The organism is Streptantibioticus cattleyicolor NRRL 8057 = DSM 46488 (assembly GCF_000240165.1).
Lineage (GTDB): Bacteria > Actinomycetota > Actinomycetes > Streptomycetales > Streptomycetaceae > Streptantibioticus > Streptantibioticus cattleyicolor.
This window is the reverse complement of record NC_017586.1, coordinates 4,016,622-4,040,138: the sequence shown is the minus strand read 5'-3', so window position 1 is coordinate 4,040,138 and position 23,517 is coordinate 4,016,622. Positions and strand designations below refer to the sequence as shown.

Annotated in this window: 23 protein-coding genes; 9 read left to right on the top strand and 14 right to left on the bottom strand. The window is 71.4% G+C overall.

Annotation, left to right across the window (positions count from 1 at the left end):
• Window positions 1-217: 217 nt before the first annotated feature.
• Window positions 218-1,519, bottom strand: a complete 1,302-nt coding sequence (locus SCATT_RS17785) for a hypothetical protein (protein WP_014144482.1) — start codon at window positions 1,517-1,519, stop codon at window positions 218-220.
• Window positions 1,516-2,151 (bottom strand): RNA polymerase sigma factor, encoded by a 636-nt coding sequence (locus tag SCATT_RS17780; protein ID WP_014144481.1) that lies wholly within the window; start codon window positions 2,149-2,151, stop codon window positions 1,516-1,518. Before SCATT_RS17780 ends, SCATT_RS17785 begins: the two co-directional genes overlap by 4 nt.
• 415 nt (window positions 2,152-2,566) lie before the next feature.
• On the opposite strand from SCATT_RS17780, the gene sdhC reads away from it, so the two are divergent.
• The 4 genes from sdhC to SCATT_RS17760 are packed head-to-tail and all read left to right on the top strand — an operon-like array spanning window position 2,567 to window position 5,983.
• On the top strand, window positions 2,567-2,947 hold the full coding sequence (gene sdhC / locus SCATT_RS17775; RefSeq protein WP_041824837.1) for a succinate dehydrogenase, cytochrome b556 subunit: 381 nt from the start codon (window positions 2,567-2,569) through the stop codon (window positions 2,945-2,947).
• A 3-nt stretch (window positions 2,948-2,950) separates the two neighbouring features.
• Window positions 2,951-3,433: a succinate dehydrogenase hydrophobic membrane anchor subunit gene (locus tag SCATT_RS17770; RefSeq protein WP_014144479.1), complete on the top strand. Its 483-nt coding sequence runs from the start codon at window positions 2,951-2,953 to the stop codon at window positions 3,431-3,433.
• Between the two features lie 19 nt (window positions 3,434-3,452).
• The gene (gene sdhA / locus SCATT_RS17765) at window positions 3,453-5,207 is read left to right on the top strand and encodes a succinate dehydrogenase flavoprotein subunit (protein ID WP_014144478.1); all 1,755 of its coding nucleotides are present in this window, start codon (window positions 3,453-3,455) and stop codon (window positions 5,205-5,207) included.
• Window positions 5,207-5,983, top strand: coding sequence for a succinate dehydrogenase iron-sulfur subunit (locus tag SCATT_RS17760; protein WP_014144477.1), 777 nt, complete (start codon window positions 5,207-5,209; stop codon window positions 5,981-5,983). The genes sdhA and SCATT_RS17760 overlap by 1 nt, the downstream gene beginning before the upstream one ends.
• Window positions 5,984-6,085: 102 nt before the next feature.
• Here the strand turns inward: SCATT_RS17760 and SCATT_RS17755 are convergent, their stop codons facing one another.
• Complete coding sequence (locus tag SCATT_RS17755) at window positions 6,086-6,349, bottom strand: SCO4848 family membrane protein (RefSeq protein WP_014628253.1); 264 nt, start codon at window positions 6,347-6,349, stop codon at window positions 6,086-6,088.
• A gap of 217 nt (window positions 6,350-6,566) precedes the next feature.
• On the opposite strand from SCATT_RS17755, the gene SCATT_RS17750 reads away from it, so the two are divergent.
• A complete protein-coding gene (locus SCATT_RS17750; RefSeq protein WP_014144474.1) occupies window positions 6,567-7,823 on the top strand; it encodes a D-alanyl-D-alanine carboxypeptidase family protein in 1,257 nt (418 codons plus the stop codon).
• Here SCATT_RS17750 and SCATT_RS17745 read toward each other — a convergent pair.
• The 4 genes from SCATT_RS17745 to SCATT_RS17730 all read right to left on the bottom strand — a co-directional run bounded on the left by SCATT_RS17745 (window position 7,720) and on the right by SCATT_RS17730 (window position 11,933).
• Window positions 7,720-8,712 (bottom strand): YihY/virulence factor BrkB family protein, encoded by a 993-nt coding sequence (locus SCATT_RS17745; RefSeq protein ID WP_014144473.1) that lies wholly within the window; start codon window positions 8,710-8,712, stop codon window positions 7,720-7,722. The two genes, SCATT_RS17750 and SCATT_RS17745, sit on opposite strands and share 104 nt — an antisense overlap.
• 62 nt (window positions 8,713-8,774) lie before the next feature.
• Window positions 8,775-9,356: a 2'-5' RNA ligase family protein gene (locus SCATT_RS17740; protein ID WP_014144472.1), complete on the bottom strand. Its 582-nt coding sequence runs from the start codon at window positions 9,354-9,356 to the stop codon at window positions 8,775-8,777.
• A 133-nt stretch (window positions 9,357-9,489) separates the two neighbouring features.
• Complete coding sequence (gene trpS / locus SCATT_RS17735) at window positions 9,490-10,518, bottom strand: tryptophan--tRNA ligase (protein WP_014144471.1); 1,029 nt, start codon at window positions 10,516-10,518, stop codon at window positions 9,490-9,492.
• Window positions 10,519-10,661: 143 nt separating this feature from the next.
• Window positions 10,662-11,933: a serine hydroxymethyltransferase gene (locus tag SCATT_RS17730; protein WP_014144470.1), complete on the bottom strand. Its 1,272-nt coding sequence runs from the start codon at window positions 11,931-11,933 to the stop codon at window positions 10,662-10,664.
• A 305-nt stretch (window positions 11,934-12,238) separates the two neighbouring features.
• On the opposite strand from SCATT_RS17730, the gene rocD reads away from it, so the two are divergent.
• On the top strand, window positions 12,239-13,453 hold the full coding sequence (rocD, locus tag SCATT_RS17725) for an ornithine--oxo-acid transaminase (protein WP_014144469.1): 1,215 nt from the start codon (window positions 12,239-12,241) through the stop codon (window positions 13,451-13,453).
• 106 nt (window positions 13,454-13,559) lie between these two features.
• Here rocD and SCATT_RS17720 read toward each other — a convergent pair whose 3' ends face one another.
• Window positions 13,560-15,839, bottom strand: a complete 2,280-nt coding sequence (locus SCATT_RS17720; protein WP_173405731.1) for an FUSC family protein — start codon at window positions 15,837-15,839, stop codon at window positions 13,560-13,562.
• Window positions 15,840-16,855: 1,016 nt separating this feature from the next.
• On the opposite strand from SCATT_RS17720, the gene SCATT_RS17715 reads away from it, so the two are divergent.
• Together SCATT_RS17715 and SCATT_RS17710 are read left to right on the top strand one after the other, a co-directional pair.
• The gene (locus SCATT_RS17715) at window positions 16,856-17,725 is read left to right on the top strand and encodes a hypothetical protein (protein WP_014144467.1); all 870 of its coding nucleotides are present in this window, start codon (window positions 16,856-16,858) and stop codon (window positions 17,723-17,725) included.
• A gap of 249 nt (window positions 17,726-17,974) precedes the next feature.
• Entirely contained in the window at window positions 17,975-18,385 is a 411-nt protein-coding gene (locus SCATT_RS17710; RefSeq protein WP_014144466.1) for a nuclear transport factor 2 family protein, read from the top strand.
• Here the strand turns inward: SCATT_RS17710 and SCATT_RS17705 are convergent.
• From SCATT_RS17705 to SCATT_RS17685, 5 genes are all read right to left on the bottom strand, one after another.
• A complete protein-coding gene (locus SCATT_RS17705; protein ID WP_014144465.1) occupies window positions 18,369-19,091 on the bottom strand; it encodes a Pr6Pr family membrane protein in 723 nt (240 codons plus the stop codon). The genes SCATT_RS17710 and SCATT_RS17705 overlap by 17 nt on opposite strands.
• Before the next feature lie 8 nt (window positions 19,092-19,099).
• Window positions 19,100-19,960 carry a helix-turn-helix domain-containing protein gene (locus SCATT_RS17700; protein WP_014144464.1) on the bottom strand — a complete coding sequence of 287 codons (861 nt, stop codon included), beginning with the start codon at window positions 19,958-19,960 and terminating at the stop codon, window positions 19,100-19,102.
• 96 nt (window positions 19,961-20,056) lie between these two features.
• Window positions 20,057-20,308: a DUF397 domain-containing protein gene (locus SCATT_RS17695; protein WP_014144463.1), complete on the bottom strand. Its 252-nt coding sequence runs from the start codon at window positions 20,306-20,308 to the stop codon at window positions 20,057-20,059.
• Window positions 20,305-21,114: a helix-turn-helix domain-containing protein gene (locus SCATT_RS17690; RefSeq protein WP_014628245.1), complete on the bottom strand. Its 810-nt coding sequence runs from the start codon at window positions 21,112-21,114 to the stop codon at window positions 20,305-20,307. The genes SCATT_RS17695 and SCATT_RS17690 overlap by 4 nt, the downstream gene beginning before the upstream one ends.
• Before the next feature lie 122 nt (window positions 21,115-21,236).
• Entirely contained in the window at window positions 21,237-22,007 is a 771-nt protein-coding gene (locus SCATT_RS17685; RefSeq protein WP_014626964.1) for an IS5/IS1182 family transposase, read from the bottom strand.
• A 70-nt stretch (window positions 22,008-22,077) separates the two neighbouring features.
• Between SCATT_RS17685 and SCATT_RS17680 the strand changes: the two genes are divergently transcribed.
• On the top strand, window positions 22,078-22,539 hold the full coding sequence (locus SCATT_RS17680; RefSeq protein ID WP_014144461.1) for an ATP-binding protein: 462 nt from the start codon (window positions 22,078-22,080) through the stop codon (window positions 22,537-22,539).
• 156 nt (window positions 22,540-22,695) lie between these two features.
• Here SCATT_RS17680 and SCATT_RS17675 read toward each other — a convergent pair whose 3' ends face one another.
• Complete coding sequence (locus SCATT_RS17675) at window positions 22,696-23,442, bottom strand: phosphotransferase family protein (protein ID WP_014144460.1); 747 nt, start codon at window positions 23,440-23,442, stop codon at window positions 22,696-22,698.
• Window positions 23,443-23,517 lie beyond the last annotated feature (75 nt).

Below are 23,517 nucleotides of genomic sequence, written 5' to 3'. Positions count from 1 at the left end.
GCACCACGCCGGCCTCGACCGGCTCGCCGACGACATCGCCGACCCCGCACCCCGCCCCCGAGGCCCAAACAGCAGCCCCCTCGACCGCCCGGCCCACCCCTCACCCGGCACCACCCACGGCTCACCGCCGCGGCGGCCACAGTTCGACCATGCGGTCGTCACCGCTGCCGGGAAGCCGCCTCGACCCGCCCGCGCGGCGGCCACGCCCCCGTCGGCCTCACACCCAGCCCGGCAACCCCCGCACACCCGGCACAACCGGCATCCACCGGCCCTCTCCTAATCGGCTGGAGGGGAACCGCGGGAAGAAGTGGTGGCCGTGGCCTGGGCCGTCGGAACCGTCGCCGCCGGAACCGTCACCTCCGGAGCCCTCGCCGCCGGAACCGTGGCCGTGGCCGTTGCCCCCGCCGTTGCCGTTGCCGTTCCCGCCACCGCCGTTCCCGTTACCGCCGCCGTTCCCGTTGCCCCCGCCGTTTCCGTTGCCGTTACCGCCGCCGTTCCCCCGGCCGTTGCCGCCCTGGCCCTGGCCGTTGCCCGGGCCGAAGCCGGAACCGCCGTTGCCGGGGCCGGAGTTGCCCGAGCCGCCCTGGCCCAGTCGGCGGCGGCAGTAGGCGTCGACGGCCTTGCCGTTGCCGGCCGTGCGGGAGAGCCATTGCCATGTCTTGCTCTGCGTCTGGCCGTCGGTGCCGTTCTCGGCGGCGAGGTAGATCCGGCAGAGCTTGTCCACGTCGGCGGCGTCGCCGGGGGCGCCCGCGCCGCCGTCGTCCGTCCCGGAGCCCTGGCCGGTGCCGCCGGACGGCTGCGTCGAGGAGCCGCCACCGGACGTACCGGGGGTGCCGCCCGGCGTGGCACCGGGCGCGCCCGGGGTCGCCCCCGGCGAGATCGGCGTGCCCGCGGTCGCGCCGGAGGGGCCGGGGCCGTCCGGCAGCCCCGTCGTCCCGCCCGGCACCGGGCTTCCCGTGCCGTCGGACGACCGCGGCGACGGGCTGTCACTCGTCATGGTGAACGGCGACGGGATCACCCCGGCACCGGCCGCCGCCGCGACCCCGCCGACCAGGGCCGTCGCCGCGAAGGCCGCAGCCGCCGCGACCTTGGCCGGACCGGGCAGGGCACGCAGCCGTCCCCAGCGCGCGGCGCCGAGCCGCGTCACCCGCGCACCACCGGCCGAAAGACCGTCCGCCGAAGAACCGTCCGCCGCGAGGCCGCCGGCCTTCGCCGCGCCGTACGTCGCCGACGCCGCCCGGAACGCGGCCAGCGCGGCCTCCTCGCGTTCCGCCGAGATCGGTGCGGACGCCGCCGCGGCGAGCAGGCCGGCCAGACCGGGCAGCCCGTCGGGCGGCGGCCCTATGTCGTGGGCGGCGGATACCGCGGCGGGGTCCTCCGCACCGTCCCGGCCTGCGCCGGAGCCCGCCTCGTCGCCCGCCGGGCCGCCCTCGCGCCGCTCGCCGGGGTCGACCGGCTCACCGCGCAGCAGACGCTCGGCGGTGTCCTCGTCCAGCCAGTCATGGCGGCTTCCGCTCATCTCACGTCCTTCTGCGTCGGCGCGCACGCAAACGTCACACCGTCCGATGACGCGGCCGGGGAACGCAGCAGTTCCGCCAGCCGCCGCAGCCCCCGGTGGGCGGCGGTACGCACCGCGCCCGGCCGCTTGCCCAGCACCTCGGCCGCGCCCTTGGCGTCCAGCCCGACGACCGCGCGCAGCACCACGGCCTCGGCCTGGTCCTGCGGCAACTGGGCGATGAGCGCCATGGCCCGGTCGGTGGCGAGCGCCTCCAGCGCCTCCCCGGCGGTGTCCGCGCGCCCCGCGACGCCCAGCAGCACGGTCTCGTCGCCGCCGATCAGCGGTCGCCGGCCGAGCCGCCGGACGTGGTCGAGGGCACGGTTGCGCGCGATGGTGGCCGACCAACCGCGGAACCGGTCCGCGTCCCCGCTGAACCTGCCGAGGTCCCGGGCGATCTGCAACCAGGTCTCGGAGGCGACGTCCTCGGCGTCCGCCTCCCCGACCAGGGTGCGCGCATAGGCCAGCAGGCGGGGCTGGACAGCGCGGTAGACGGTACGGAAGGCCGCCTCGTCGCCGCGTTGCGCGTCGGCCACCGCAGCCGTCAGCCGGGCATCGTCCACATCGCTCTCCGCCCCCACCACGGCCCACATCATGCCTGATCCAGACGGATCAGCCGAGTCGCCCGACGGCGCCCGCCCGGCTCCCCCGCCCCGGCAACCGCCCCAAGGCCCGGCGAAGACCCGCCCCCAAGGGATGAGTGTGACGTTTTCGGGGCCGATGGCGCTGTAACCGACGAGCGACGTGGAGAACGGCCCGCGTCGCGAGAGCGCGGCCGGGGAAGCTCCTGTGGGGGGAGGCGACTCCGGCCGCCTCTCATGCCCGCCCCACCACCTTTCGCGGGGCCGCCCGTTAACCCGGGCGTGCGGGATCGATCACACATGAGCGACCCCGGCGACAACCACCGACAAGGCGTCGCTACGATGGCCAGGGCCGGTGGACCATACCCGGCCGGGCCCGCCCGACAGAGAAGCCGGCAGGTCCCTAGTCCCGTAACCGGAGGGTATTTCCGTGCCGGCTGGAACGCTGTACCGCGGCCGGGAAGGTATGTGGTCCTGGGTGGCTCACCGAGTCACCGGCGTCCTCATCTTCTTCTTCCTGTTCGTGCACGTCCTCGACACCGCTCTCGTCCGTGTCTCCCCGCAGGCGTACGACACCGTCGTCTCGACGTACAAGAACCCCGTCGTCAACCTGCTGGAGTACGGCCTCGTCGCGGCCATCCTCTTCCACGCCCTGAACGGTCTGCGCGTCGTGGCGGTGGACTTCTGGGCCAAGGGCCCCAAGTACCAGCGCCAGATGCTGTGGACCGTCGTCGGCATCTGGGTGGTGCTGATGGCGGGCGCCTTCTACCCGGTGCTCCAGCACTCCATCCGTCTGCTGTTCGGGAGCTGAGCCATGTCTGCCGAGACCTCTGTCGACTCGGTGGAGCTGACCTCCACCAGCACGGGCGCCCACAGCCCGGAGAACCCCGCGCCCGTCATCGAGCCGGCGCGTGCCCGTAGCAAGCGCAGCCCGCGGGCGACCCGCACCAACTTCGAGATGTACGGCTGGCTGTTCATGCGGCTGTCCGGCATCGTCCTGGTGGTCCTGGTCCTCGGGCACCTGCTGATCCAGCTGGTGCTGGACGGCGGCGTGAGCAAGATCGGCTTCGCCTTCGTGGCCGGCCGCTGGGCCAACCCGTTCTGGCAGCTGTGGGACCTGGCCATGCTGTGGCTGGCCATGCTGCACGGCGCCAACGGCCTGCGGACGGTCATCAACGACTACGCCGAGCGGGAGTCCACCCGCATGTGGCTGAAGGGGCTGCTGTACACGGCAACCGTCTTCACCGTTTTCCTCGGCACGCTGGTGATCTTCACCTTCGACCCGAACATCCAGTAGACCCGGGGCTGACGCGACCATGCAGATCCACAAGTACGACACCGTCATCGTCGGCGCCGGCGGCGCCGGCATGCGCGCGGCCATCGAGTCGACCAAGCGCAGCCGCACCGCCGTGCTGACCAAGCTCTACCCGACCCGCTCCCACACCGGCGCCGCCCAGGGCGGTATGGCCGCGGCCCTCGCCAACGTCGAGGAGGACAACTGGGAGTGGCACACCTTCGACACGATCAAGGGCGGTGACTACCTGGTCGACCAGGACGCCGCCGAGATCCTGGCGAAGGAGGCCATCGACTCCGTCCTCGACCTGGAGAAGATGGGCCTGCCGTTCAACCGGACCCCCAAGGGCCTGATCGACCAGCGCCGGTTCGGCGGCCACACCCGCAACCACGGTGAGGCCGCGGTGCGCCGCTCCTGCTACGCGGCGGACCGCACCGGCCACATGATCCTCCAGACGCTGTACCAGAACTGCGTCAAGGAGGGCGTGGAGTTCTTCAACGAGTTCTACGTCCTCGACCTGCTGCTCAACGAGGTGGACGGCGTCAAGCGCACCGCCGGTGTGGTCGCCTACGAGCTGGCCACCGGCGAGATCCACGTCTTCCAGGCCAAGGCGGTCGTCTTCGCCTCCGGTGGCTGCGGCAAGTTCTTCAAGGTGACCTCCAACGCGCACACCCTGACCGGTGACGGCCAGGCGGTGGCGTGGCGGCGCGGCCTGCCGCTGGAGGACATGGAGTTCTTCCAGTTCCACCCGACCGGCATCTGGCGCATGGGCATCCTGCTCACCGAGGGCGCCCGCGGTGAGGGCGGCATCCTGCGCAACAAGGACGGCGAGCGCTTCATGGAGAAGTACGCGCCGGTCATGAAGGACCTCGCCTCGCGTGACGTGGTCTCCCGCGCCATCTACACCGAGATCCGCGAGGGCCGCGGCTGCGGTCCCGAGGGCGACCACGTCTACCTCGACCTGACCCACCTGCCGCCGGAGCAGCTCGACGCCAAGCTGCCGGACATCACCGAGTTCGCCCGTACCTACCTGGGCATCGAGCCGTACACCGACCCGGTGCCGATCCAGCCGACCGCGCACTACGCGATGGGTGGCATCCCCACCAACGTGCGCGGTGAGGTGCTGGCCAACAACACCGACGTGGTGCCGGGGCTGTACGCGGCCGGCGAGGTCGCCTGCGTCTCGGTGCACGGCGCCAACCGGCTGGGCACCAACTCGCTGCTGGACATCAACGTCTTCGGCAAGCGGGCCGGCATCGCCGCCGCCGACTACGCCTCGACCGCCGACTACGTGCCGCTCCCGGAGGACCCGGCGTCCCTCGTCACCGAGCAGGTCGAGTCGCTGCGCTCGGCCACCGGCAACGAGCGGGTCACCGAGATCCGCAAGGCGCTCCAGGAGACCATGGACGCCAACGCGATGGTCTTCCGCACCGAGCAGACGCTCAAGCAGGCGGTGGAGGACATCGCCGAGCTCAAGCAGCGGTACAAGAACGTCAGCGTCCAGGACAAGGGCAAGCGGTTCAACACCGACCTGCTGGAGGCCATCGAGCTGGGCAACCTGCTCGACCTGGCCGAGGTGCTGGCCGTCTCCGCGCTGGCCCGCAAGGAGTCCCGCGGCGGTCACTACCGCGAGGACTTCCCCAACCGCGACGACGTCAACTTCATGCGGCACACCATGGCGTACCGCGAGGTTGGCGAGGACGGCAACGAGTCGATCCGCCTCGACTACAAGCCGGTCGTGCAGACCCGCTACCAGCCGATGGAGCGTAAGTACTGATGAGCACCGCCACGGTGGAAAGCAACCACTCCGCTGCGCTGGACGCCGCCGAGAGCTCCGCTTTCGCGCGGATCACGGTCACCATGCGGGTACGGCGGTTCAACCCGGAGGTCTCCGCGGAGGCGACCTGGGTGGACTACCAGCTCGAGATGGACCCCAAGGAGCGTGTCCTGGACGCCCTCCACAAGATCAAGTGGGAGCTGGACGGCACGCTGACGTTCCGCCGTTCCTGCGCGCACGGCATCTGCGGTTCGGACGCCATGCGGATCAACGGCCGCAACCGGCTGGCCTGCAAGACGCTGCTGAAGGACATCAACCCGGAGAAGCCGATCACGGTCGAGCCGATCAAGGGGCTGACGGTCCTGAAGGACCTCGTGGTCGACATGGAGCCGTTCTTCCAGGCGTACCGTGACGTCATGCCGTTCCTGATCACCAAGGGGAACGAGCCGACCCGCGAGCGCCTGCAGTCGGCCGAGGAGCGCGAGCGCTTCGACGACACCACCAAGTGCATCCTGTGCGCGGCGTGCACCACGTCGTGCCCGGTGTTCTGGAACGACGGCCAGTACTTCGGTCCGGCCGCCATCGTCAACGCGCACCGTTTCATCTTCGACTCGCGTGACGAGGCCGCCGAGCAGCGGCTGGAGATCCTCAACGACCGGGACGGCGTCTGGCGCTGCCGGACCACGTTCAACTGCACGGACGCCTGCCCGCGTGGCATCGAGGTGACCAAGGCGATCCAGGAGGTGAAGCGGGCGCTGATCACGCGCCGCTTCTGAGCCTCGCGCCACCCCGCAGCGAAACGCCGAAGGGGCCCGCCGGATTCGCTCCGGCGGGCCCCTTCGGCGTGCGGTGGCGCGGTGGCCGGGCGAGCCTGTCGGTCAGGCGGAGGCGGCGGGCCGGTCCGACGTCCCGTTCCGCAGCGCCCGCAGTCCCCGCAGCCCCAGCACGCCGATGGCCGTACCCAGCAGGAAGGACACCACCGCGAGCAGCAGATGCACCCAGAAGTACGCGGTGGGGTGGCCGTGGTCGAAGGCGAGGCCGCTGCCGTCGGCCCACAGGTTCTTGACGAAAGTGATCCAGATGCACCAGCTCCACACGCCGAAGGCGACGAGGAACCAGGAGACGCGGCGGCTGAGCCTCACGGGGCCGGATTGCGATGCCATGGCTCAAGTATCCGACGCCGGTCGGGCAAGACGGGTGGCAGGGGGCGGACGGTTGCGTTCCTCGCCTGTTGCCATCCTCACGTCCTCGGCGGCGGCCGGAATTGCCCGCTCGTCCGCCGGGGCCCTGTACTTTCGGCGGGTGCCCCGTTTTCGTCCGGCCTTGCGCCGTCCCGCACTGTCGTTGTGCGCCGCCGCCGTGGGCGGCGCCGTGCTGCTGCCCGCGGCCACGGCCGAGGCCGCCGCGGACGGGAGCCGGCCCGCTCAGCCGCCGGCCCGGATGTCGACGGTCGGCGGCGAGCTGCTGGGCCGCCCGGGCACCCAGGTGCGGTACGCGGACGGGGTGCCGAGGCTGCCGGCGAAGCTGACCGCGCGGTCCTGGATCGTCTCGGACGCCGAGACCGGCGAGGTGCTGGCGGCGCACAACGCGCACTGGCGGCTGGCCCCGGCGTCCACGTTGAAGATGCTCTTCGCCGACACCCTGATCCCCAAGTTCGGCAAGGACGTCACCCACACCGTGCGCGCCGAGGAGCTGGCCGGGGTGGGCGAGGGCAGCAGCGTGGTGGGCATAAAGGAGAACCTGCCGTACACCGTGCACGACCTGTGGCGGGGTGTCTTCCTGCGTTCGGGCAACGACGCCGTGCACGTGCTGGCCGCGATGAACGGCGGCGTGCCGAAGACCGTCTCCGAGATGCAGGCGAAGGCCGAAGACCTCCAGGCCGACGATACCCACGTGGTCAGCCCGGACGGCTACGACATGCCGGGCCAGGTCTCCTCGGCGTACGACCTGTCGCTCTTCGCCCGCGCGGGGTTGCAGAACGCGGACTTCCGCGACTACTGCTCGACCGCGCGCGCCGAGTTCCCCGGGGACTGGAAGAAGCCGAAGAAGAAGGACGGCCGGGAAGCCGCCGGTGCCGAGGACTCCAAGGCGCCCGCCGCCGGGGAGAAGCGGGAACGCGACACCTCCGTCATCCAGAACACCAACCGGCTGCTCACCGGCGACCCGGCCGGCGGCCTGCCGCCCTACCCGGGGCTGGCCGGGGTGAAGAACGGCTACACCACCAACGCCGGCAACACCTTCACCGGGGTCGCCGACCACGACGGGGTGAAGCTGCTGGTCACCGTGATGCATCCGGAGCCCGGGGTGGACGAGGTCTACCACGAGGCGGCCGAACTGCTCGACTGGGGTTTCGCGGCGGCCGGCAAGGTCAAGCCGGTGGGCACCCTGGTGGCACCGCACAGCGCCCAGCAGCAGGGCGCCCACGGCGGGGCCGGTGCCTCGGCGCACGGCGACGCGGCGGCGGCGGCGTCCGCCCGCTCCGGCTCCTCCGGGATGTGGACGGCGGCCGGGATCACCGCGGGGGCGCTGGTGGTGCTGGGCGCGCTGGCAGCGGTGGTACGGAAGCGGTGGCCGGCCCAGGCAGCGGGGCGTCGCCGGGATCAGCGGGAGTCGTAGGCAGCCGTTCGCTGCCGGGCGGCGGATCCGGCAGGAGGGCGCGGCGGCGCGGGGTGGCGGTCCAGGCGGCGCAGTACAGCAGCAGCTTGGCCATGAAGTTGATCCACAGCAGCAGGGCGACCGGGGTGCCGAAGGCGCCGTAGAGCGAGCGTCCGGCCACCCCTTGCAGATAGCCGCTGAGCAGCAGTTTGAGCAGTTCGAAGCCGACCGCGCCGAGGAGTCCGGCCACCACCACCTGGTGGCGGCCGGGGTGGACGCCGGGCAGCCAGGTGAGCAGGTAGGCCAGGAGCAGGAAGTCGGCGAGCACGCCGAGCAGGAAGCCGACGGCGGTCAGCAGGACGCCGCCGACGCCGGCCCCGCTGACCCCGGCGTACTGGGCGGAGCGGCCCACCGCGCTGGTGGCGTAGGCGGAGCCGCCCAGGGAGGCGGCGCCGACCAGCCCGAGGCCGACCAGGATCAGGGCGTCGAGGCCCTTGCGCACCAGCGGGTTCTGTCCCTCGTCGTCCCGTTCCCACACCGCCCGCAGGCAGCCGCGGAGCTGACCGATCCACCCGACACCGGTGAGCAGCAGCGCCGCGGCCGCGATCAGGCCCACGGTCCCGGCGTTGGCGGCCAGCCCGGCGATGTCGACCTGCTGGGAGAGCCCGGGGATCTGCTGGTTGAGCTTGTGCTCAAGGGTGTGCAACTGCCCGTCGGTCAGCACCGCCGCGCCGATCGCCGCCCCCAGCGTGATCAGCGGGAACAGCGCGATGAAACTGCTGAACGTGATCGCCGCCGCCAACCGCCCCCACTGCGCCCGCTGCGCGTGCTCGAACGCCCGCCACGCGTGCGTCCGCATCCCCCGCCCCACCCACGGCCCGACCCCCGGCAGCCGCGTCAACCAATCCATGATCGACGCCTACCCTGAGTAACCGCCCGCACACCTGCACCCACCCGGCCGGCGCCCGGCCGCTACGAATGCGGAAACGCCACCGCGGTCGGCCGGCCCGGTTGTTGCGGGACGCCGCCGTTCGGCCAGGGGCCGAACGGGTATTCGCACATCATCCGCCACACCCCGTCCCCGCCCTGCTCGTACAGGCTGAAGCCACCCACCGTCCACTCGGCGCGGAAGCGGGCCAGCTCCCGCTCGGCCCGGTCCATCGCCTCCTCGGGGGTGCCGTGGGCGATGGTGACGTGCGGGTGGTAGGGGAACTGGAGGTCGCGGGCGACGGGGCCGGAGCGGACGAGTTCCTGGAGCCGGGTGCATTCGGCGGTGCCCCGGGTGAGCCGGACGAAGACCACCGGGGACAGCGGCCGGAAGGTGCCGGTGCCGTCCAGCCGGAGCCGGAAGGGCCGGCCGGCCTCGGCAACCTTGGCCAGGTGCTCGCGGAAGGCGGGCAGCTCGGCCGGGGTGACCTCGGTGGGCGGCAGCAGCGTGATGTGGGAGGGGATGGCGTGGGCGGCCGGGTCGCCGAAACCGGCCCGGCACCGCTGAAGCAGGCTGCCGTGCGGCTCCGGCACCGCGATCGACACGCCGATCGTGCAGGTCTCCACTGCGCTCTCCCCTTTCGTGGCTGCCTCCCGGACGTGGTCGGACGGCGCCGGCCGCGCGCCGCCTGTGAGGGTGTGGGTGGTGCGGGGCGTCCGGCCGGTGGACCGGGACGGTACCGCCGGCCGGGGCCCGCCGTCAGTGCTTGGCGGGGACGAATCCGATCCGGTCGTAGACCGTGGCCAGGGTCTCCGCCGCGACCGCGCGGGCCTTCTCGGCGCCCTTCGCCAGGATCGAGTCCAACGTCTCCGGGTCGCCCAGGTATTCCTGGGTGCGGTCGCGGAACGGGGTGACCCACTCCACGAAGACCTCGGCGAGGTCGGTCTTGAGGGCGCCGTACCCCTTGCCCGCGTACCGTTCCTCCAGCTCGGGGACGGAGGTCTGGGTGAGCGTGGCGTAGATCGTCAGCAGGTTGCTGACCCCCGGCTTGACCTCGGGGTCGAAGCGGATCACGGTGTCGGTGTCGGTGACCGCGCTCTTGAACTTCTTGGCCGAGGCCTTCGGCTCGTCCAGCAGGTTGACCAGGCCCTTGGGCGAGGAGGCCGACTTGCTCATCTTGACCGCCGGGTCCTGGAGGTCGTAGATCTTCGCCGTCTCCTTGACGATGTACGGCTCGGGGACGATGAAGGTCGGGTCGTCGGCGGTGCCGAACCGGGTGTTGAACCGGACCGCGAGGTCGCGGGTGAGCTCGACGTGCTGGCGCTGGTCCTCGCCGACCGGCACCGCGTTGGCCTGGTAGAGCAGGATGTCGGCGACCTGGAGGACCGGGTAGGTGAACAGGCCGACGGTGGTGCGGTCGGCGCCCTGCTTGGCCGACTTGTCCTTGAACTGCGTCATCCGGGACGCCTCGCCGAAGCCGGTGAGGCAGTTCATCACCCAGCCGAGCTGGGCGTGCTCGGGCACATGGCTCTGCACGAACAGGGTGCACCGGTCGGGGTCGAGCCCGGCGGCCAGCAGCTGGGCGGCGGCCAGCCGGGTGTTGGCGCGCAGTTCGGCCGGGTCCTGCGGCACGGTGATCGCGTGCAGGTCCACGACCATGTAGAAGGCGTCGTGCGTGTCCTGGAGCGCGACCCACTGCCGTACCGCGCCCAGGTAGTTGCCGAGGTGGAACGAGCCCGCGGTGGGCTGGATGCCGGAGAGCACACGAGGACGGGGGTCGTAGGCCATGGCCCCATTCTCTCAGGTCCGCGCCCCGCTCCGACACGCCATGGCGCCCCGGCCGCCCCCGGCGCGCCGCACCGCGCCGGGCCTCGGCCCGCGCGCCCCCGCGCTGGTCGGAGGGCGGGCGGACCGGGCTCGGGTGCTGCCGGTCAGGCGGTGGGCAGACCGGGCGCCGGGTAGCCGCTCAGCAGGTCGGCGACCTCGGCGCGGATGGTGGCCAGCGCCGCCTCCTCGCCCTTGTGCGCGGCGCTCACACCGCGCTCCAGCCACGCGGCGACCTGCGGCATGTGCGCCTCGGTGAGCCCGCGCGAGGTGAGCGAGGGGGTGCCGATGCGGATGCCGGAGGGGTCGAAGGGCTTGCGCGGGTCGAACGGGACGGTGTTGTAGTTGACCACGATCCCGGCCCGGTCCAGGGCCTTGGCGGCGGTCTTGCCGGGGACGTCCTTGCCGGTGAGGTCGATCAGCACCAGGTGGTTGTCGGTGCCGCCGGAGACCAGGTCGAAGCCGCGTTCCAGCAGGGCGGCGGCGAGCGCCTTGGCGTTGGCCACCACCTGGTGGGCGTAGGTACGGAAGTCCGGGCGGGCGGCCTCCCGCAGCGCGACGGCGATCGCGGCGGTGGTGTGGTTGTGCGGGCCGCCCTGGAGGCCGGGGAAGACCGCCTTGTCGAGCGCCTTGGCGTGCTCCTCGCGGCACATCAGCATGGCCCCGCGCGGTCCGCGCAGCGTCTTGTGGGTGGTGGTGGAGACCACGTCCACGTGGGGCACCGGGGACGGGTGGGCGCCGCCGGCCACCAGCCCGGCGATGTGCGCGATGTCGGCGACCAGGACGGCGTCCACCTCGCGGGCGATCTCGGCGAAGGCGGCGAAGTCGATGGTGCGCGGCACCGCGGTGCCGCCGCAGAAGATCACCTTGGGGCGTTCCTTGCGGGCCAGTTCGCGGACCTCGTCGAAGTCGATCCGCCCGGTGTCCCGCCGTACCCCGTACTGCACGCCGCGGAACCAGCGTCCGGTGGCCGACACGCCCCAGCCGTGCGTCAGATGGCCGCCCATCGGCAGGGACATGCCCATCACGGTCTCCCCGGGCTCGGCGAACGCCAGGTAGACCGCGAGGTTGGCCGGGGAGCCGGAGTAGGGCTGGACGTTGGCGTGGTCGGCGCCGAAGAGCGCCTTGGCACGTTCGACGGCGAGCGTCTCGACCGGGTCGATGTTCTGCTGGCCCTCGTAGTAGCGGCGCCCGGGGTAGCCCTCGCTGTACTTGTTGGTCAGTACAGTGCCGGTGGCCTCCAGCACGGCCTGCGAGACGTAGTTCTCGGACGGGATCATGCGCAGCGTGTCGGCCTGGAGCCGTTCCTCGGCGGCGACGAGCGCGGCGAGTTCGGGGTCGGTGGCGGCGAGGGCGGGGTGGTCGAGCGGCAGCGGCATGGCGGCCTCCGGGTCGTCGTCGGGCGGAACGGACCCGGTGCCCAGGCGGGCGGCACCGCGTGAGGGCCGCGCGGGGCACGGCCGCGTACCGCTCCCTCGGGGTGGCCTCCCCGCTGCGCCAGTCGCGGTGTACGCCGTTCCACTCTAGCCGGGGCGGGGCGCCCGCGCGGCGGTACCGGACGTTCTCTTCACGAACCGGACGCGCGGCGATAGAAAGAGAGATCAAAGCCGCGTTCGTCGGCAACACCCGCTGTCCGACGGTGCCCGGCGGCGCGCGGCGACGGCCCGACGATCGGAGTGCACCGGTGACCTCGCACCACACCACCGCGGAGCTGATCAGGCGCGCGGACGAGCACAGCGCCCACAACTACCACCCGTTGCCGGTCGTCGTCTCCTCCGCGGAGGGCGCCTGGATGACCGACGTCGAGGGACGCCGCTACCTCGACCTGCTCGCCGGGTACTCGGCGCTCAACTTCGGCCACCGCAACCCGCGGCTGATCGCCGCCGCCAAGGCCCAGCTCGACCGGGTCACCCTCACCTCCCGCGCCTTCCACCACGACCGTTTCGCCGCGTTCTGCGCGGAGTTGGCCGACCTGTGCGGCATGGAACGGGTGCTGCCCATGAACACTGGCGCCGAGGCGGTGGAGACCGCCGTCAAGACCGCCCGCAAGTGGGGTTACCGGGTCAAGGGCGTGCCCGACGGGCAGGCCAGGATCGTGGTGGCCGCCGACAACTTCCACGGCCGCACCACCACCATCGTCAGCTTCTCCACCGACCCCGAGGCCCGCGCCGACTTCGGCCCCTACACCCCCGGCTTCGACGTCGTCCCCTACGGCGACATCGCCGCGCTGCGGGCCGCGCTGACCGACGGGACGGTCGCGGTGCTGCTGGAGCCGATCCAGGGCGAGTCGGGGGTCCGGGTACCGCCGCCGGGCTACCTGCCCGAGGTCCGGCGGCTCACCGCCGAGCGCGGCGTACTGCTGATCGCCGACGAGATCCAGTCCGGCCTCGGCCGCACCGGCCGCACCTTCGCCTGCGAACACGAGGGCGTCGTCCCCGACATGTACGTCCTCGGCAAGGCCCTCGGCGGCGGCGTCGTCCCCGTCTCCGCCGTCGTCTCCTCCGACGAGGTGCTCGGCGTCTACCGCCCCGGCGAACACGGCTCCACCTTCGGCGGCAACCCCCTCGCCTGCGCCGTCGCCCTCGAAGTCATCGCCATGCTCCGCACCGGCGAATACCAGGAACACGCCGCCGCCCTCGGCGACCACCTCCACGCCGAACTCAACTCCCTCGTCGGCGGCGGCGCCATCGACGCCGTACGCGGTCGCGGCCTGTGGGCCGGCATCGACATCTCCCCCGGCCACGGCACCGGCCGCCAACTCTCCGAACGCCTCCTCGACCACGGCGTCCTCGTCAAGGACACCCACGGCTCCACCATCCGCATCGCCCCACCCCTGGTCATCTCCAAGGAAGACCTCGACTGGGGCCTGGCCCGCCTCCGCGAGACGCTGGAGTCCTGAGCGCGGCGGGCCGGGGAGGGGGCCGGGGGGCCGGAGGTTCCCCGGCCCGGAGGGGCCAGGGGCAACGGGGCTGAGCCCCGGCCCCGGCTCCCGTTCCGTGGGACGGTTACGCCACGTGGCGTTCGGCCGGGCGGTCGCCCCTCGCCACCGGCACGCACAACGGCCGCGCCAGCCCCGCCACGCCCTCGTCCAGCCGCTGCAGGTGCCGCAGCACGCGGAAGGTGACCGTCCCCGGACGGATCACCTCCGTGCTGCCGCTCTCCAGCATCGCGGCGATGCTCGCGCCGGACTCCACCTCGCCCTCGGCGCGCTCGTCGCCGAGGTGGGCGATGAGGACGCCGAGGTTGCGTTCGATGCGTTCGCCGGCCCGCTTCAGCCGCGGATCGGCCGCTATCCGCTTGCTGTAGGGGACGAGTTCGGCCGTGGCCGCCAGCGCCCGGGCGTGGTACGCGCACGTTTCCAGCAGCCCGACCAGATAGCGCGCCGTACGCCTGCGCACCCGCAACGGCGTGATCGGATGCGTCAACGGCCGCGTGGAACGCCGCAGATCGTCCAGCGCGGTGTCCAACTCCCGCGACAGGTCGAGCAGATCACCCGCGGTCCCACCGCTGAGCTGGTCCACCGCCGCCGAGGCGACCTCCCGCAGCCGGGTCAGCACCTCCCGCAACTGCTGGTCCGTGTGGTGATGCGTACGCACCGGCAGCACCAGGAACGCGGCGATGATCCCGCACGACGCCCCCAGCGCCGTCTCCTCGATCCGCAGAACCAGCACCGCGAGGCTGTACGTGTTCAGCAACGTGTACAGCAACCCCAGCATCGCCGTGACGAAGAACGACATCAGCGCGTACGACAACGGCGCGGTGAAGAACATCCCGAACACGCACAGCAGCGCCAGCGCGAACGCCGTCCACGTGTGGTGACCCACCAGCCCGGCCAGCAGCACACCCGCGACCACCCCGGCGACCGTACCGATCAGCCGCCGGTACCCCTTGACCAGGATCTCGCCGGTGGACGTGGTGTTGAGGAAGACCACCCAGCAGGTGAGCACCGCCCAGTACCAGCGCTGCGCGGACAGGAACTCCCCGCCCACGATCGCCAGCGTGGAGCCGACGGCCACCTGGAACGCCGCCCGGGTCGTCGGCCGGTTCAGCCCCTTGGGCTCCTCCTCGGCCTCCGGCTCCTCACGGGTGGCGCTCATCGAGGCGTCCTCCGCCTCGAACTCCTCGCGCGACCTGGTCGTCTCGGGCGTGTCGTCCGACTCGTCCTGCGGCCCGTCGAAGGCCAGCCGCAGGCCCAGCACCGCGCGGGCCAGCTCGCCGATGCCCCGGAAGACGTCCTGGACGGCGAGGGAGGCCCGCGGCAGGTTGTCCTCGTCGCGGTAGCTCAGCAGCCGGTTGCGCAGCACGGCCACCCCGGCGCCCCGGTCCTCCGGTGCCAGGCGGGTGATCAGCAGATGCAGCGACCCCAGGTCGCGCCGGAGCAGCCGCGTCGTCTCGTCCTCCCGCCGCACCGGCGTCGACGAGGCCGCCAGCGCCACGTCCGGCAGGTGCAACGTGAGCGTGTCGGCGCCCTCGTACGAACGCGCCTTGAGCAGCAGCACCCCCAGCCGCTCCGCCGCGATCTCGGCGTCCGCGATCCGGCGCTGCACCAGCGCCGCCGCGGCCTCGTCCCGCGTACCGTCCTCCAGCCGGCCCTGGATCATCAGCGCGCACTCGTGCAGCCGCGCGGTGTCCCGCCGCAACTGCGCGACGCCCTTCTCCAGCCGCTCCGGCTCGATGTCCACCAGCTCCCGCTGGGTGTCCACCACCTGCGCCAACCGCGCCCGGAACGCCCGGCGCAACCGCACCAACGCCCCTTCCGGCGTGGCCGGCACCACCGCGAACCGTACGAACGCGGCACACGCGAACGCCACCGACAACGTCACGAACAGCGACCACAACCCGGCCGGACGCGCCCGCACGAACAGCGAGATGAAGTAGACCTGAAAGCCGATCACCCCGAGCGCGGTCCCCCGATCGCCGAACCTGCGGGCGTACACCGCGCCCGCGATCAGCACCACGAAGAACACGTCACCGGCGATCCGGTCACCGTTGAGCACCGCGCCCAGCGTCATCGCGGCCAACGCGGTCGGCCAGCCGAGCGCCAGCGTGATCGCCTGCCCGCTCACCCGACGCTCGCTGATCGCGAACGTCGCGGCCATGGCCGCCATCGCGCCCGCGACGAGGTGGTTCACCGGCGTGTCCAGCAACGCCAGCGCGAACAGCGTCAGCGCGATCGCGCCCACCGTGCGCAACCCGGCCATCAGACGCAGCAACCCTGGATCCGATGCGGAGAATCGGTCCCAGACCGCCGCCACCCAATCCCGTACCCGCCCGCTAACCGTCATCCCGCCGCCGCACTCCCGACTCTTCTGGCTGCTCACAGCACGTACAGCATCGCACGCCTCCGCTGACGCCGGCCGTCAGCCATTACCTCCTGGGGGTTCCCCCGGTCCCGGTTCCGTCGTGGCTGGCGTCACTGAATGTTTCCCCCCGCCCACCCGTGGCTGTGTTCGTACAGTGCGGGATGCGCACTGTCTGCCTTGGGTCCGGGGGCCCTCCGGGGTGACTCCTCGCTCCCCGTATCCGCCAAGGCTGGGCTCCGGCTACTGGGTCGCTGCGGGGACACCCCTGCACGCCCCCGTTCCGCATCGTTCCGCGCTGCGGCACGGAGGGGGTGAGAAAAAGACCGGGGTCACCCCAACCTCCTCACTCACCCCCACCCGCGAAGAGAGGCACACGCACGACGGCACAAGGGGGTGTGCCGGGGGTGTCCCCGCAGCGACCCAATAGCCGGAGCGCAACTATGGCGGATACGGGGAGCGAGGAGTCACCCCCGGCGCGCCCCCGACCCCCAACGCACCGTAGGCGACCGCACCCAGTGCCGAACCAAACCAAAACCCCACCCCCCACCCACCGGCCAGGACGCTCCCACCCACCCGCCCACCCCGACGGGCCGCCGGGGCCACCCCGGGCCCCGGGACCGGGCGCAACCGGCCACCACGACAGTGGCTCGCGCCGCCGCGCTCAGACGGGGAACCGGGGTTGCCCCACCACCCCGGGCCCGCCGGGGCCACCCGGCATCCTGAAACGGGCGGAAACGGCCACCACGACAGTGGCTCGCGCAACCGCGCCCAGCAGGGAACCGGGGTTTCCCCCACCACCCCGGGCCCACCGGGGCCACCCCGGCATCCTGAAACGGGCGGAAACGGCCACCACGACATGGCAGGCCCCAGCCGCGCGCAGCGGGGACCCGGGGGCACCGGCCACCACGTAATGGCTGACCGCCAGCGCGAGCGAACCCGCTGACCGCCAGCGCGAGCGAACCCGCTGAGCGCCAGCGCGAGCGATTACGCTCCAACGCGTGCTACTCGGACTCCTCTCTGCCCTCGGCGCCGCCCTCTGCTTCGGCACCGCATCCGTCTTCCAAGCCGTCGCCGCGCGCCGGGCAACCCGCGCCGGGGACAGCGGAGGGGTGGACGTCGGGCTGCTGATGCGAGCCGTACGGCAGGGGTGGTACGTGCTGGGCCTCGGGCTGGACGGCGCCGGGTTCGCGCTGGAGATCGTGGCGCTGCGGTCGGTGCCGATCTACGCGGTCGGGGCGGCGCTCGCCGCGAGCCTGGCGGTGACGGCGGTGGTCGCGTCGTGGATGCTGGACACCCGGCTGGGCCGGGCGGAGTGGGGCGCGGTGGCCGTGGTCTGCGTCGGGCTCGGCGCGCTGGCGGTGGCGTCCGGCGCCGAGGGCCACGGCGCGGGCGACACGACGCTGCGCTGGGGCGTGCTCGGCGCGTCGGTGGTGATCCTGCTGGGCGGGGTGGCCGCGGGCAGGCTGCCGGAACGGGCCCGGGCCGCCGCGCTCGGCCTCGGCGCGGGCCTGGGCTTCGGGGTGGTGACGGTCGCGGTGCGGCTGATCCCGTCGTTCACGGTGCACGGCCTGCTGGCCAACCCGGCGACGTACGCCGTGCTCGTCGGCGGCGGCGCCGCGTTCCTGCTGCTGACCACGGCGCTGCAACGCGGCTCGGTCACCACGGCCACCGCCGGGATGGTGATCGGCGAGACGATCGGCCCGGCCCTGGTCGGCGTGCTCGCGCTCGGCGACCGCACCCGCGAGGGACTCGGCGGCCTGGCGATCGCCGGTTACGCCCTGGCCGTCCTGGGCGCGCTCGCCCTGGCCCGCTTCGGCGAGGGCGGCGCCGAAGCGAGCACAACGCACCCCGTGGAAACGACGGAATAACGCGCCGAATTTCCGCCCCCACCACCGAATTCCCGCTTTCCGGACGGAAATTCCGCCCCGCCATCACCCCCGTGATGGCAACGCCCCCACCCCACTCGTCAACCCGCGTGAATCTCCACCACTCCACCGAGTGGTGTACGGCAGTACGTCCCGGTGGGGAATAGGCTGCGCCGCCCACTCGCCGTGGATCAAGGACGAGCGAGCGAGCTGATCCCGCATGGCCGAGAAGACCTGAACGGAGAGGACGCCATGAGCGACACCGCCGAGACCCGCGCCGTCGTCGAGGAGTTCTTCCGCCGCGTCCGCGACGGCGAACCGGAGACCGTGGGCGACCTGTTCGCCGAGCGGATCGACTGGTACATCTACGGCTCCGACGCGGTGCCCTGGGTCGGCAGGCGCACCACCCGCGAGGAGGCCGGGCAGTTCTACACGGAGCTGCGTGGACACCTGGAGACCAAGCACTTCACCTGCCGCCACATCGTGGCCGACGGCGTCCACGCGGTGGCCCTCGGCGACATGGAACAGCTCGTCAAGTCCACCGGCAAGATCTTCGCCTCGCCGTTCGCCTTCCACTTCGTGGTCGAGAACGGCCTGATCACGCGCTATCTGGCGTTCGAGGACAGCCTCGCCCTGGCCCGCGCGTTCAACGCCGCCGACTGACCGCCGTCGGCGCGGGGACGTCCTCGGCCACCGCCACCTCGTCCCCGCCCCGCCCCGCCGCCCGCCGGTCCAGCGCCACCAGCCCGACGCCCAGCAGCCAGAACGCCACCGCCAGCGCGCAGCAGTTCACCGTCACCTGCCCGTACCCCGACTTCGCCACGTCGAGGAACGGGTACGGGTACAACGTCCCCGTCGTCACCACCGCGCCCCTGATCAGCGCGAACGCCAGATACGCCAACGGGTACGCCAGCCACATCGCCGCATGCCGCCACCGCAGGCTCCCGCGCGGCCCGAACATCAACCAGTCCAGCAACGCCATCACCGGCGCCACCACATGCAGCAGCACGCTGTACCACAAATAGTGCGAATCCTTCTGCACGGTGTAGAACGGGCTCGCCGGATTCGCCAGCAACAGGTTGAACACCAACCCGGTGATCAGGATGTACAGCGTCACCGCGCCCTTCGCCCCGCGCAGGAACGGCCCCGGCTCCCCCGCCCCGCGCACCTCACGCCCGACGAGCACCCCGAAGAACACCGCCAGCAACAGGTTGCTCTGGAACGTGAAGTAGATCCAGAACTCCGCCGGCCCCGGCTGACTCAGGCTCTGCGCCGTCGTCCCCACCAGCCCCGCCACACCCGCGGCACACGCCGCCCCCCGGAACGCGATCCGTCTGCCATCGGTCACGGCCGCTCGCTCATCCGGCATGGCTGCTCCTAGCTCCGTAGCGACGATGCATGAAGCGGCCATGCTACTGAGCGGTATCCGCCCGCCGCCGTACACCGCCGACACCGCCCGGCCGACGACCCGCGTGGCAACGGATCCCGGCACGCCTCACACTCCGGCAACGGCCCGCACGGCAACCGTCGGGGACGTTCCTCACCCTCATGAGTAAGTTTGGCCTTCAATCGGTGCGTAAGGAACGCGGCCGGGGCATGCACCACCGGCGGCAACCCGGCCGCCAACGTCTCCCCCAACACACTCTCCGGCACTCCCCCGGCCAACACGGCCGCCGCCAACGGCGCCAACCGCACCGCTTCCGGCGCCCCCAGCCGCAACCGGGGCTCACGCTCACCGAGCCGCGCCAGCAACGCGGCGGCCCGCCCGCGCTCAGGCGGGACGTCCTGGTCGGCCTCCCGGTCGGGCGGGTTGGGGGTCTTCTCCTCGTTCTTCTCCACCTTGGTGGACGTGCCGACGGCGCGAACGGCCGGCGCACCGACCGTCGGCCCACGGTCACCCGGCGCCACCTGCCCGAACGCGGCCTCGACCGCCTCCGGCTCCCGCAACGGCACGTTGCTGACGAGCACTTGGGTCGTCCACCGCCCCGTCACCGGATCCTGACGGCGCCGCGTGTGCAGATACCCCTCCGCCTCCAACTGACGCCGGGCATTACGGACCGTCGTCCGCCCCTCCGGCATCTTCTCCGCGATCGACGTGATCGTCTCGCGGGACCCCTCCGGCAACGACAACGCCCACTGAAGCAACCGGACCGCACACCCGGTCAACCGTGGATGACGAATGAGGTCGTTCGGCGTCTGCGAGAAGAAACGCGCAGGCGCGATAGCATGCCTGAACATCCCAGGTGCTCCTCTGAGTTTTAAGCACTTGGCGGTGAGGCCCTCAGGCGGTGTTGGCGCACCTCTGAGGGCCGCTTTCGGTCCGTGATCGGACGATTACTCTACCGTCACGTCGGCCGCGAACGCCACGAACGCCGACCACTCCTCCGGCGCGAACGTCAACGTCGGCCCACTCTTGTCCTTCGAGTCCCGCACATGCACCACGGAGGGGCAGGAGGCCACCTCGACGCAGTCCCCGCCCTGGTTGCCGCTGTAGCTCGACTTCCGCCAGTCCAGGGCGATTTCGACGCAGTTGCCGCCCTGGTTGCCGCTGTAGCTGGACTTGAACCACACGAGGTCAGTGCTCATAGTTCCTTTGCCACCTGTTCGATGAGACGCAAGGACTCTTCGGGACTGAAAGCCTGTGCGCGGATGATCCCATACCGTGCGTCCATGTCGCTGACGGTCAGCGGATCTTCGATGAGACGGCTGCCGTGCTGACCTTCGACGTAGGCGAGGCGACGGTTGTCGTAGGTCTCGATCAGCGTGAAGGGGCCGTCGAGCGCGGAGTGCGTCTCCCGATCCGGCGGCATGATCTGGATCTCGACATTTCGTCGCTGCGCATCGAACAACAACCGTTCCAGTTGCGCCCGATGGACTTCGGGCCCGCCAATGGGCCGAGTGATGGTGATCAGTTCGAGCACGAAGCTCAGGACCGGGGTCGGCTTGCGGTCGAAGATCGTTTGCCGGGCCATGCGACCGGCGACTCGTTCCTCGATGTCCTTGTCGTCGATGACCGGCCGGTAGGCGGACAGGACCGCACGCGCGGTCTCTTCGGTCTGCAGCAGACCCGGAAGCACGTGGGCCTGGTACGAATGGATGGCGCGAGCACGGCGTTCCAGATCAAGGTAGTCCAGGAACCAGTGCGGGTAGGTGTCCCGCGACAGATGCTCGGCCAGCTCCATGAGCAGCGCGTCTTCGCCGAGGATTTCGGCGGCCTTGCGGATGAAATACATGCTGGGCATGCGGATCCCGGTCTCGATCGCGGCGACGAGAGACTTGGAGTAGCCGCAGTGGGCGGCGAGACGTTCCAGTGAGATCTTCTGCCTGGTGCGCAGGTGACGCACGAGGGCCCCGTACATCCGCATGTTGTCGGAACCTTCTACATTCGCCATAACCATCACCCTCCCCGACCCGTTCCTCCACAGCGACTTGTGGGAACGCTTTGTGTCTGGTCAGGCTAAGGGCTGTCCCGTAAATGATCTCTGACGGGTCTGGTGGCCTGCTGGTTTCTGCGTCACCCGGCAAGGACGAGGTTGTGCAGGCGGGCGATGCCGAGCATGGCGTGCTGGACGCCGTCGCCCTTCAGCCGGCAGTCGCGAAGGATCTTCCAGCCCTTCATCCGGGCGAAGACGTGCTCTACACGGGCGCGGACTTTGCGGTGGGAGGCGTTGTGCTCCTCCTTCCATTCCGGGAGTTCGGTCTGGCCCTTCTCGCGGCGGTGCGGGATGACCAGGCCGGTGCCCCGGTAGCCGCCATCTGCGATGACCGTGGTCTTGCCGACGGCGTCTTTCGCGCCGGACAGCTCCCACGCCTTGCAGTCGTTGCGGTTGCCTGCGACTGGTCGGCCGACCGCGACGACGAGCCGGGTGTCGGCGTCGATGACGACCTGGTGGTTGGTGGAGTACCGGTAGTTCTTGGACTGCTCGGCGATGGTGTGGTCACGGGTGGGAACGAGGGTGCCGTCCACGATGAGCACGGTGTCCTTGCGGAACCGCTTGCGCTGCTGGAGCGCGAGCGCGGGCCCGAGGTGGTCGATGATGCGGTCGGCCGCCGACTTGGACACCCCGAACAGCGGGGCCAGTTGGCGCAGGGTCAGGTTCGTCCGCCAGTACGCGGCGATCAGGAGCACGCGGTCCTCCAGCGGCAGGCTCCATGGCCGACCCTTGCGCACCGGGTCCACACCCTCACGCCGGAGCGCGGTGATCAGCTTGCCGAACTGGCGCGGGCTCAGCCCAGTGAACGGGGCTATCCAGGAGGGCTCAGACGCCGTGATCACACCAGACACAGCAAGATCATCTCACCCGTGACCAGCAGTTACGGGACAGCCCTTAGCCAGACTTGGGGAATGTGGAAGCATGAAGCCGGAATCTCCACCCGAGGTGATGACAGGGCCCGCCGCCCTCGCCGAACAGCGCTACGTCCTGCGCCTGTTGGCGGACCCGGCCCTCTTCGCCACGGTCCGTCAACTCATCACGTCCCACCTGGGCCTCTGGGGTCACCCCACCCTCGCGGACACCGCCGCCATGTGCGTCACGGAGATACTGGCCAACGTCCACCGGCACGTCGAGAGCCCCGAATGCGAACTCGTGCTCGAATCGACGCCCAACACCGTTCTCGCCGCCGTCTCCGACTATTCTCCCGCCCTCCCCGTCCTCCGCGCCGCCCCCGACTCCCTCTCCGAATCCGGCCGCGGCCTCTTCCTCATCTCCACCCTCGCCGACGCCTGGGGTGCCACCCCCACCGACACCGGCAAACGCGTCTGGGTCCTCCTCCGCGAACCCCCTTTCCCTTTCCGCCCCTTCTCCCCCTGCCTCTAATCCCGCTGTCGTTATCCGACCTTGTTCACACCACGCCCTTCCGGCGGGCGTGCGTTATCGAAGACCTTGCCCGAGCAAATCCCCACCGAGGGCGACACCTCGCAGCGTTGAACCACCCGATAATGGATCGGAGTTGCCGGTCCGGCCCGCGCGGCGTCACATCCGGGATTTCAGCACGTCGACCTCACATCCCGGAGCGGACGGGTCGAAGCCGTGCTCGATCAGCCAGCGAACCCCCAGCAGGCTTCGCAACGACCACCACGCGCGGATCACGTCGAGGTCGACGTCGGTGCCGTAACCGGCGACGACATCGCCGAGGTGCTCCTCGTGTCCCAGCGTCAAGGTGGCGAGGTCGTACAGGGCATCGCCCTGACCCGCCTCGGACCAGTCGATGATGCCCGTGACCTCGTCACCGTCGACGAACACGTGAGCGATCTGCAAGTCGCCGTGCGTGAACACCGGAGCCCACGGCCGGAACGCCGCCTGGGCGACCTGGCGGTTCCGGGTGACCAACTCGGCGGGCAGGACGCCGTTGGCCGCCAGCCACTCACACTCACCGTCGAGATTCGCCGCCAACTCCTCAACACCCCGGCCGGCCCGCCCGGGCCACGGCGGCAACGGTGCGTCGTGCACCCTCCGGACGGTGGCACCCGCCGCGGCCCACGCCGCCGGGGACGCGGTCGACGGCTCACCGAGGCGACCCAGCGCCGTCCCCCTCACCGCGGAGATCGCGAGCACCGGCGGCTTGCGCCACAGAACCTCCGGCGTCGGGACCGGCACCAACGCCATCGCCTCGACCTCGGTATCGATACGCGCCTGATCCGCGTCCACCTTCAGGAACACATCACCGACGCGCAGAGTCGCCCGCTCGGAATGGGCGACGACGACCTCGACCTCATCCATGGGCACCCAGTATCCCGAGGCCGATCGTCGGCGTCGCCGGGTTTGTGACGTGCGACGGCGCGTCCGTGCGCCATG

Excerpts from the sequence above, each read along its gene's own strand:
- SCATT_RS17785 (WP_014144482.1), bottom strand. The coding sequence starts at position 1,519 with ATGAGCGGAAGCCGCCATGACTGGCTGGACGAGGACACCGCCGAGCGT.
- SCATT_RS17780 (WP_014144481.1), bottom strand. The coding sequence starts at position 2,151 with ATGATGTGGGCCGTGGTGGGGGCGGAGAGCGATGTGGACGATGCCCGG.
- SCATT_RS17770 (WP_014144479.1), top strand. The coding sequence starts at position 2,951 with ATGTCTGCCGAGACCTCTGTCGACTCGGTGGAGCTGACCTCCACCAGC.
- sdhA (WP_014144478.1), top strand. The coding sequence starts at position 3,453 with ATGCAGATCCACAAGTACGACACCGTCATCGTCGGCGCCGGCGGCGCC.
- SCATT_RS17760 (WP_014144477.1), top strand. The coding sequence starts at position 5,207 with ATGAGCACCGCCACGGTGGAAAGCAACCACTCCGCTGCGCTGGACGCC.
- SCATT_RS17745 (WP_014144473.1), bottom strand. The coding sequence starts at position 8,712 with ATGGATTGGTTGACGCGGCTGCCGGGGGTCGGGCCGTGGGTGGGGCGG.
- trpS (WP_014144471.1), bottom strand. The coding sequence starts at position 10,518 with ATGGCCTACGACCCCCGTCCTCGTGTGCTCTCCGGCATCCAGCCCACC.
- SCATT_RS17730 (WP_014144470.1), bottom strand. The coding sequence starts at position 11,933 with ATGCCGCTGCCGCTCGACCACCCCGCCCTCGCCGCCACCGACCCCGAA.
- SCATT_RS17720 (WP_173405731.1), bottom strand. The coding sequence starts at position 15,839 with ATGACGGTTAGCGGGCGGGTACGGGATTGGGTGGCGGCGGTCTGGGAC.
- SCATT_RS17710 (WP_014144466.1), top strand. The coding sequence starts at position 17,975 with ATGAGCGACACCGCCGAGACCCGCGCCGTCGTCGAGGAGTTCTTCCGC.
- SCATT_RS17705 (WP_014144465.1), bottom strand. The coding sequence starts at position 19,091 with ATGCCGGATGAGCGAGCGGCCGTGACCGATGGCAGACGGATCGCGTTC.
- SCATT_RS17700 (WP_014144464.1), bottom strand. The coding sequence starts at position 19,960 with ATGTTCAGGCATGCTATCGCGCCTGCGCGTTTCTTCTCGCAGACGCCG.
- SCATT_RS17695 (WP_014144463.1), bottom strand. The coding sequence starts at position 20,308 with ATGAGCACTGACCTCGTGTGGTTCAAGTCCAGCTACAGCGGCAACCAG.
- SCATT_RS17690 (WP_014628245.1), bottom strand. The coding sequence starts at position 21,114 with ATGGCGAATGTAGAAGGTTCCGACAACATGCGGATGTACGGGGCCCTC.
- SCATT_RS17680 (WP_014144461.1), top strand. The coding sequence starts at position 22,078 with ATGAAGCCGGAATCTCCACCCGAGGTGATGACAGGGCCCGCCGCCCTC.
- SCATT_RS17675 (WP_014144460.1), bottom strand. The coding sequence starts at position 23,442 with ATGGATGAGGTCGAGGTCGTCGTCGCCCATTCCGAGCGGGCGACTCTG.